The 8,720-nt window shown below is 74.2% G+C and carries 5 protein-coding genes and 1 pseudogene; 4 read left to right on the top strand and 2 right to left on the bottom strand.

The window, feature by feature from the left end; translation table 11 throughout:
• Positions 1-1,181 (bottom strand): hypothetical protein (locus F8271_RS27995; protein WP_151492843.1); only part of this gene is annotated, 1,181 nt, incomplete at its 3' end.
• Between the two features lie 503 nt (positions 1,182-1,684).
• Here F8271_RS27995 and F8271_RS27990 point away from each other — a divergent pair.
• Positions 1,685-3,472 (top strand): hypothetical protein, encoded by a 1,788-nt coding sequence (locus F8271_RS27990; protein ID WP_225854817.1) that lies wholly within the window; start codon positions 1,685-1,687, stop codon positions 3,470-3,472.
• Positions 3,472-5,262 carry a hypothetical protein gene (locus tag F8271_RS27985; RefSeq protein WP_192580494.1) on the top strand — a complete coding sequence of 597 codons (1,791 nt, stop codon included), beginning with the start codon at positions 3,472-3,474 and terminating at the stop codon, positions 5,260-5,262. Before F8271_RS27990 ends, F8271_RS27985 begins: the two co-directional genes overlap by 1 nt.
• On the opposite strand, the gene F8271_RS27980 is transcribed toward F8271_RS27985, so the two are convergent.
• The gene (locus F8271_RS27980) at positions 5,263-7,122 is read right to left on the bottom strand and encodes a hypothetical protein (protein WP_192580495.1); all 1,860 of its coding nucleotides are present in this window, start codon (positions 7,120-7,122) and stop codon (positions 5,263-5,265) included.
• A gap of 124 nt (positions 7,123-7,246) precedes the next feature.
• Between F8271_RS27980 and F8271_RS27975 the strand changes: the two genes are divergently transcribed.
• Positions 7,247-8,524: a PQQ-binding-like beta-propeller repeat protein gene (locus tag F8271_RS27975; protein ID WP_151492839.1), complete on the top strand. Its 1,278-nt coding sequence runs from the start codon at positions 7,247-7,249 to the stop codon at positions 8,522-8,524.
• A pseudogene (locus F8271_RS27970) lies at positions 8,521-8,720 on the top strand (hypothetical protein); the annotation flags it as partial. The gene F8271_RS27975 and the pseudogene F8271_RS27970, both read left to right, overlap by 4 nt.

Here is an 8,720-nt window from a genome sequence, read left to right as displayed (position 1 = left end):
ATGGAGCGGTAGTGGGTTTTGTCGGTGTTGGCGAGGCTGTAGGTCTGGGTGCGGGTGGGTTCGGGGACGACCACCAGGCCGGGGCGTTCCACCAGCAGCGGGGTTCCCGGCGGCACGGAGAGGGAGCTGTCCCGGGTGGCCCGCCAACTGAGCACCACCAGCGGCTGGCCCGGCACCGGCAGCTGGTACGTCTGCAACGGGGTGGCCCGGTCGGCCGGCGAGACCACCGGCGCGCTCCCGTCCGCCGGCCGGTAGATCACGGCGGTCATCGTGCCGGCGTCGGTGTCCCAGCTCAACTGCTGCAACTCGGCGGCCTCGCCGCCGCCGAGGGCGACCTCGCCGAGCGAGCGGACGGTCAGCTTCGCCATCGGCCACGACGTCGGCACCGAACGCGGCGCGTCCCGGTCGCCGATGCGTCGGGGGATGCTGCCGAACGGTCCCCGGTCGCCGGCCAGTACGCAGGTGTCCAGGCCGGTCAGCGCGCGCCGACCGGCGCCGGACTCGTCGCGGACCAGCGGGTAGCGCGGATCGACGGTGCCGGTGCCGAGGTCGAGGAGCCGGTCGGCGGCCCGCCCCCGGGGCAGCGACTCGGTGGCCCGCAGGGTCGCGGTCACCGGCGCCGCCGCGCAGGCCGGCACGTCGACCGGAGCGCTGAGACCGTCGGCGACGGTCAGCGCCCGGCCCTGCGGCCCGAGCAGCGTCTGCACCCGGGCGGAGACCAGGTAGCGCCGACCGCCGCCGGTCTGCACCGGCAGCACGTCGGAGTAGACCAGGTAGCCGGGGTCGGTGTACTCGGCGGCGCGGGTGATCGCGTACCGGTCGCCGTCGCGGGTGAGTTGCAGCAGCCAGGAGGCGCTCTCGCCGGGGACGTCCGCGGCGACCAGGGCCACCGGGGTGCCGTCGACCCGGCCGGAGAAGAGGATGCCGGACGAGGGCAGGTGTGCCCGGTCGTCGGCCGGTGAACGCCAGTCGCGCACCGCATCGGTGACCGCCGTCGTCGACGCCGCGTCGCGGGCCAGGTCGCCGCGGGGCGGCCACACCGCCAGTGAGCCGTCCAGGCTGTCGTACCCGACCCGCAGGTCCCGCGGTTGACGGTCGGCGACCGGGCCGCACGCCGTGGCGGCCAGCAGTACGCCCAGCAGGACGGTGAGCGCCCTGCCGTGCCGACGGCCTGGAGTCACCTGGCCCGCCCCCGATCGCCTCGCCGTCGCTGTCGGAAAGCGCCATAGTACGAGATGTCCGGCGCGGCACCTCAGGTGGTCGCCGCCACACCCACCACAGTGGACACCACCGGGGTTTTCGTGCCTTTTCGCCGCTCCGGTAGACTCCGCCGACTGTGACGCCTGCCGAGTCCCGCGCCCTGTCCGCGCCGCACCCGGAGGCGGCTGACGGCCTCGACGACCTCGACGAGACAGTGAACTACCGCACGCCGGCCAGCCGACCGGGCGGCCGCGTCGCCACGTCCGCCGCGCCGGCCGACGCCACCGTCGGCGTCGCCGACCCCGCGCCCGCGCTCGCGCTCGCGCTCGCCGAGCCTGCGCTCGCCGCACCGGCCACTACCGCCCCGGCCTCCGCCGGGCCGGCCGAAGCCTCCGTCGGCGTCGCCGAGCCCGCACTCGCCGCACCGGCCACGGCACCGGTCGATGTCCCGCCGGACACCGACGGCGCACCGGCCGACGCCGCCATCGGCGACGACGCCGACGCCGAGGTGCCGGGCAGGAACCGGTGGCGTCGGTGGACCCGGCGGCGGCAGCACCTCGCGGTCGGCGGGCTGTTCCTGCTCGCCGCGCTCTGGGTGACCAGCCGGATCTGGCTGGACCCGGCCGGCCGGGTGGCCTCGCTCTACACCGGCGACCCGGCGCAGGTGCAGTTCTTCCTCGCCCACTCGGTACGCGTGGTGCTGCACGGCGAGTACCCGTTCTACACCGAACAGTTCAACTACCCCGACGGCGTCAACCTGATGGCCAACACGGCCGTGCTGGCGCTGGGCATCCCGATGGTGCCGGTGACGCTGCTCTTCGGGCCGGCGGTGTCCTTCGTGGTGCTGGTGACGCTCGGTCTGGCCGGCACCGCCATGGCCTGGTACCTCATGCTCTCCCGGCACCTGGTGCGTACCCCGCTCGCGGCGGCGGTCGGCGGCTGGTTCTGCGGGTTCTCCCCGGCGATGCTGTCGCACGCCAGTTGGCATCCGAACATCATCAGCCAGTTCCTGTTGCCGTTCATCGTGTGGCGGGTGCTGGTGCTGACCCGGTCGGTTCGGCCGGTGCGTGACGGCGCGCTGCTCGCTCTGCTGGTCACCGCGCAGGCGTTCATCAACGAGGAGATCCTGCTCTTCACGGCCCTGGCCTGCGGTGTGTTCCTGATCGCGGTGCTCGTCCAGGAGCCCGCCCGCTGGTCGGCCGCGTGGCGACCGCTGGGCGCCGGCCTGGCGGTCTGCACGCTGCTGGCCGGGGCGCTGCTGGCGTACCCGCTGTACGTGCAGTTCGCCGGGCCGATGGCGTACCACGGGCTCAGCGACGCGGTGCGGGACTACGGCAACGACATCGCCGCCTTCTTCGCGCCGGGCTCTCCCACCCTCGGCGGCAACCAGCGGGCCAACATCAACCTGGCGCCGAACTACTCGGAGGAGAACGCCTTCTTCGGCTGGAGCCTGTCGCTGCTCGCCATCGCCATCGTGGTGTGGCTGCGCCGGGAGCTGGTCGTACGGGCTCTCGCGGCCACCGGCGTGCTCTTCGCCGTGCTCTCCCTGGGCGAGCGGGTCTCCTGGTGGGACCGGGAGCTGATCGCCGGCCCGTGGCAGTTGCTGGTCCACCTGCCGCTGCTGGACGCGGTCGTGCCGACCCGGTTCGGCCTGATCACCAGCGTGGTGATCGGTCTGCTGCTCGCGTTCGCCGTCGAACGGGCGTGGGCGCTGCGCCCCGCCGACCGCCGCACGGTCCGGATGCTCACCGCCGCCGGTCTGGCGTTCGCGCTGCTGCCGATCGCCCCGATGCCGCTGCGGATGGTCTCCCGGCCGCCGGTGCCGGACTTCATCACCGCCGACCGGTGGCGGGCGTACGTGGGCCCGGACCAGACACTGGTGCCGATTCCGGTGCCCAGCATGGGCAACACGCACGGCATGCGCTGGGCTGCCACCACCAACCTCGACTTCAAGATCCCGGGCGGTTACTTCCTCGCACCCCGCAACGGCAACACCGGTGACCCGGGTCGGTTCGGCGGACGGCCCAGCGGTGTCGGTGAGCTGCTGGAGGAGGTGGCCACCACCGGCCGTACCCCGGAACTCGACGACCGGCAGCGCCGCCGGTTCGCCGACGAGCTGCGCCACTGGCGGGCGGCGATCCTGGTGCTGCCGCTCCGCCAGCAGAACGCCGAGCCGTTGCGGCGTACCGTCGAGGACCTGGTCGGCCCCGGCCGCCAGGAACTGGACGTCTGGGTGTGGGACGTCCGGACGCTGACCGACCGCTCGGTCTGATGACCACCGGGACGGCGTCCCCGGCACCGGTCGCGCCGGCGCCGGTGCGGCGGTCCCGGCCGACCTGGCTGCCGGACGCGCTGGTGGTGGCCGGCTATCTGGCCCTGGCCGTCCTGCTGACCAGCGCGCAGTGGGGGCATCCGTGGCGGCTGTTCCACCAGGCCGGCGACCAGGTCCTCTTCGAGTGGATGCTGGCCCATGCGGCGCACGCCGTCGTCGAGGGGGAGAACCCGCTGCACAGCACGGCGTTGAACGCGCCGGACGGGGTCAACCTGATGGCGAACACCTCGGTGCTCGGCCTGGGCGTGCCGCTGACCCCGGTCACGCTGCTGTTCGGTTCACAGGTGGCGTTCTGCGTGGCGGTCGTCAGCTGCCTCGCCGGCACCGCGTCGGCCTGGTACGCGCTGCTGCGCCGCCGGCTGGTCGGCGCCCGGTCCGCGGCGGCGATCGGTGGCCTGATCTGCGGCTTCGCCCCCGGCATGATCGCTCAGGCGGGCGCGCACCTGCACATGGCCGCCCAGTTCCTGGTGCCGGCGATCCTCGCCCTGGTGTTCCGGCCCGCCGATGCCGAACGGTCCCCGTGGCGGCCCGGCGTCGGCCTCGGACTCCTGGTCGTCTGGCAGGTCTTCATCGGTGAGGAGACGCTGGTCTTCCTGGCACTCGCCGCCGGGGTGTTCGCGCTGGGCTTCGCGCTCGCCGACCGGGTGGCCGCCCGCCGGATCGCACCGGCCCTGCTCGGCCGCCTCGCGGTGGCGGCCGGGGTGGCGGCGGTGCTGCTGGCGTACCCGCTGTGGTTCCAGTTCCGCGGCCCGCAGCACTACGCGGGGATGGCCTTCGCGGCGCACGGCTTCCAACTGGACGCGGCGTCGTTCACCGCCTCGGCCCGGCAGACCGTGCTCGGCGACGACTGGCTGCCGGGCCTGCTCTCGCCGAACCCGACCGAGGAGAACTCGTTCTTCGGCCCGGGGCTGCTGGTGCTCGCCGTGGTGATCGTGATCTGGCTGTGGCGCCGGCCGCTGGTGCGCGCGCTGGCCGGCTGCGGCCTGGTGTTCGCGGTGCTCTCGCTCGGCACCGAGCTGCGGGTCGACGGCACCGCCACCGGCGTTCCGGGGCCGTACCGGCTGGTCGCCGGGCTGCCGCTGCTCGACCTCGCGGTGCCGGCCCGGTTCGCGCTGGTGTGCGTGCCGGTGCTGGGGATGCTGGTGGCGCTCTCCCTGGACCGGGTCCGGGCGGCGCGCCGGCTGCCGGCCGTGCCGGGTCTGCCGGTACGGCTGCTGTGGGCCGGTGCGGTGGCCGCCGCCCTGCTGCCGCTTGTCCCGACACCGATCCGGGTGGTGCCGGTCGCGCCGGTACCGGGGTTCGTCGCCGACGGCGGGTGGCGTCCCCTGGTGCCGCCCGGCCGGACGGTGGTCGCCGTACCCCCGGTCACCGGCGCGGCGCGGAGCCCGGTGATGCTCTGGTCCGCCCGCACCGGGCTCGCGTTCCCGGCACCGGGTGGGTACTTCATCGGACCGAGTGGCCCGGACGATCCGACGGCCCGCTGGGGAGCACCGGACCGGCCCACGTCGGTGCTGCTGCGCCGGGTGGCCGACACCGGCGTGGTGCCGGTGCTCAGCGACGTCGACCGCCGCCAGGCCGTGGAGGATCTCCGGCACTGGCGGGCCGCCGTCGTGGTGCTCGGCAACCTGACCAACGGCGACCCGGTCCGCCGGACCGTCGACGACCTGCTCGGACCGGGCCGTCCGGTCGACGGCGGGTGGATGTGGGACGTCCGAAGCCTGGCGGGCTGATCAACCCACCAGGGTGCGGACGTCCCAGACCCAGACGTCGTCGACCCGCTGCGGCGGCCCGATCAGGGCGGTGACCAGCTCCCGCAGCACCGCCTCGCGCGGGTGCGCCCCGAGCACCACCACCGACGCCCGCCAGAAGCGCAGGTCCTCCACGGCCTGGCGGCGGTTCTCGTCGGTGAGCGCCGGGACGGTGCCCGCGTCCATGGTGGAGTAGATGAGGCTGCTGGTCGGCCGGTTCGGCGCGCCGAAGACCCCCTCGCCCAACTCGTTCGGGCCGATGAAGTAGCCGCCCGGGACGGGGAACTCCTGCCCGGTCAGCGCGCTCCAGCGCAGCGTGGGCAGGCCGTGCACGTTGCTCGGGATCGGCACCGGCACCAGGGTCCGGCCCGCCGGCACGTACGGCCGCCAGCCGCCGGCGGTGATGAAGTGCGGCGGCGGTTCGATCTGCTGGGCGGGCAGTGGCCGGGGGAAGAGCGGCAGCACGGCGAGGGTGACCGCCGCGTACCCCACCGGGCGCAGCCACCGCCGACGGGACGCGACGGACGGTTCGCCGGTGCGCTGGGCCGGCACCGGCGGCCGGTCGGCGGCCGGGGAGCCCTGACGGGACGCGGCGTCCCAGGTCAGCGCGAGCAGTACGCCGACCGCGGCGGCGACCACCAGCGTCAGGCGGGTCGGCATCATCATCTCGACCAGCGGCAGGTCGTCCGGCACGTACGACCACGGGCCGCGCACCCCGGTCTCCACGCCGTCGAACCGCACCCGGGGCCCGATCGAGGCGACCGTGAAGACCACGATCAGCACCGCGGCGATCCGGGCCGGTAGCGAGCGGCGGACGAGCAGCACCAGCGCGACCACCGAGAGCAGCACCAGCGGCCAACCGAACCAGGTGTTCTGCTCGGTCAACCCGATGGTCTGCTCCACCGCCGGGTCGCCGGCCCAGGTGTCCCGGGCGAAGGTGACGAACGCGACGAGGTCCTCACCCCAGTTGTGGAAGACGCCGCCCTGTAGGCCGCGGTAGGACTGCGGGCCGTTGAACTGGAACCAGATCGGATACGCGGCGAGCAGCAGCGCCAGCCCACCGGCGACGCCGAGCCCGGCCAGGAACGTGCCGGCGGCGGCCCGCGTGGCGGCCGGCCGCTGCACGGCGTACGCCAGCACCACGACGAGGCAGGCCAGCGCGGTGAGCAGCAGCATCTCCTCATTGATGAAGATCTGGTACGCCACCAGCGCCCCGAGCACCAGCCCGTTGCGCCGCCACCGGCCCGGCTCGCCGAGGCGCAGCACCCGCACCACGATCAGCGGCAGCAGGAAGTTGGACACGAAGTTGGGTTGGCCGTTGGCATGGTGGATGATGCCCGGCGCGAAGCCGAGGAACGCGCCGCCGACGAAGGCCGCCGCCCGGGAGCGCACCAGGTGACGGGAGAGCATCCAGTACGCGGTGCCGGCGGTCGCGGCGAGGGCCCCGCCCAGGTAGAGCGCGTACATCACCTGGGGGCCGAGCAGCATGGTCAGCGGCGCCAACGGCAGGGTCACCCCGAGAAGCGAGGTGTTCGCCATCATGTTCACCCCGTCCGGGGCGTTCTGCCGGGCTGTGAACAGCGGGTTCTCCAGGTGCCGAACGGAGTACGCGCCGTGCGCGAACAACCACTCGAACCAGCTGTGGTCGGTGGGCAGGTGCGAGGAGACCCGGCCGGTCACGTCACCCCAGTAGTTGAGGCAGACGAACACGCCCAGCACCACATAGGCTCCGAGGGCCACGAGGTCGGCGCGGCCGGGTCGACGTCGAGGTCGCCGTGTCGGCTCGACCTCGACCGGGTCGGCGTCGGTTACGGGATTCAGCGAGGGGTCTACCACCGGCACAGCCACGACGCGCCATCGTACAGGCGGTGATGCGTCGGATTTGCCGGGCCGGTGTGCCCGCGGTCGGTTTTGCCGGGGCGACCCGTTCGCCGGCCGCGACGGGTGACGGAAGGACGGACGGTCGGTGTCGATCATCGAGCTGGGCGAGGTCCACGGCGATGACGCCTCGATGGCGCCGGCGCCCCGCCCGCCGCGTGCCGTCGGCCGCCCGGCGCGCAGCGTGGCCGTACTGCTGCTGGCCGCTGTCGTGTTGGCCGGTGCCGCGCCGGTGCCCGGGCGCATGGTGAGTCCGGTGCCGGCCGCGCGGGCCGCCGCGGCGTACCTCGCCGAGGACGGCGTCTTCGTCGTCGATCCGCCGACCGCCACCGGTGACCGCTACCTGACCGCGTACGCCCCGCCGACGGCGGACGGTGGCGTGCGGCGGCGGTGGCAGGCACCCCTGCCCCGCACCGGCGACTACCTCGGCGTCCGGGTCGAGCGAGGACTGGTGCTGGTGCTGGGGATCAGCGCCGCCAACGGTGTGTTCCAGACCACCGCCTTCGCCGCCGAGACGGGTCGGCAGCGCTGGCAGCACTACGGCCGTTCGCAGCCGACGGCGGACGGCGGGCCGCTGCTGATCGACGACACGACCGATGAGCCGGCCGTGCTGAGCCGGGTCGAGCCGGACACCGGACGGGTGTTGTGGTCGGTGCCGATCCCGCCGCCCAGCAACGCCGCCTACCAGGTGCACGACGGCCGCGTCGACCGGTTCGTGCTCGTGCAGCCCACCGGCGAGGTGCAGGTGCACGACGCCGGCAGCGGCGACCTGCTGCGCAGCGTGGACACGCTGCCCGGCGACCGGTCGGCGTTCCAACGGGTGCAGGTCGTCGACGACCTGCTGCTGCTCGTCCCACCCGGCGGGACCCGGCTGCTCGGCTACGGGCTGCCCGACCTGTCGCCACGCTGGGCGGCCGACGTGCCGCTGGTGTCCTATGTGATCGGTTGCGCGGGTCTGCTCTGCGCGTTGCAGCAGACCGGCGGCCTCCAGGTTCTCGATCCGGCCAGCGGCGCGGTGCGCTGGTCGGACCCGGGCCTGGACACGCTGACCGACGTCCGGCGCGGCCGGATGCTGGTGGCCGGGCCCAACCAGCGGTACGCGGCGCGGGATGCGGCGACCGGGCAGGCGCGGGCCGAGCTGGGCCAGTGGAACCTGGTGCCGACGCTCCGACCGGACGACCCGTTGGTCGGCGTGCGTCCGGTGCGCGACGGGCGGCTGGTCGTCGCCGAACTGGACCTGGTGGCCGGCCGGTCGCGCATCATCGACGTGCTTCCGGATGTCGTGGGCAACTGCCAGGCGTCCCTGCCGATCCTGCTCTGCCAGCGCCTCGACGGGTCGACCGCGTTGTGGCGGTTGCCGGAATGACCGGCCCGGTCATCGACCTGGGCGAGCTGCGGCACACCTCGGAGCCGGCCCCGCTGCCCCGCCCACCCCGGGCGAACGGCCGACCGCTGCGGTGCGCGCTGGTCCTCCTGCTCGTGCTGGCCACCCTCGCCGCCGCGGCACCGACACCCCGGCGGGACGTGGTGACGCTGCCGGCGCAGATCGCCGCCGAGACGCT

It is taken from the genome of Micromonospora sp. ALFpr18c (assembly GCF_008868155.1).
In the GTDB taxonomy this organism is placed as follows: domain Bacteria; phylum Actinomycetota; class Actinomycetes; order Mycobacteriales; family Micromonosporaceae; genus Micromonospora.
The sequence above is the reverse complement of the archived record's forward strand: the minus strand, read 5'-3'. Positions and strand labels throughout refer to the sequence as shown.

Bases quoted from the DNA above. Each gene is read 5' to 3' on its own strand.
- F8271_RS27985 (WP_192580494.1), top strand. From the start codon at position 3,472: ATGACCACCGGGACGGCGTCCCCGGCACCGGTCGCGCCGGCGCCGGTG.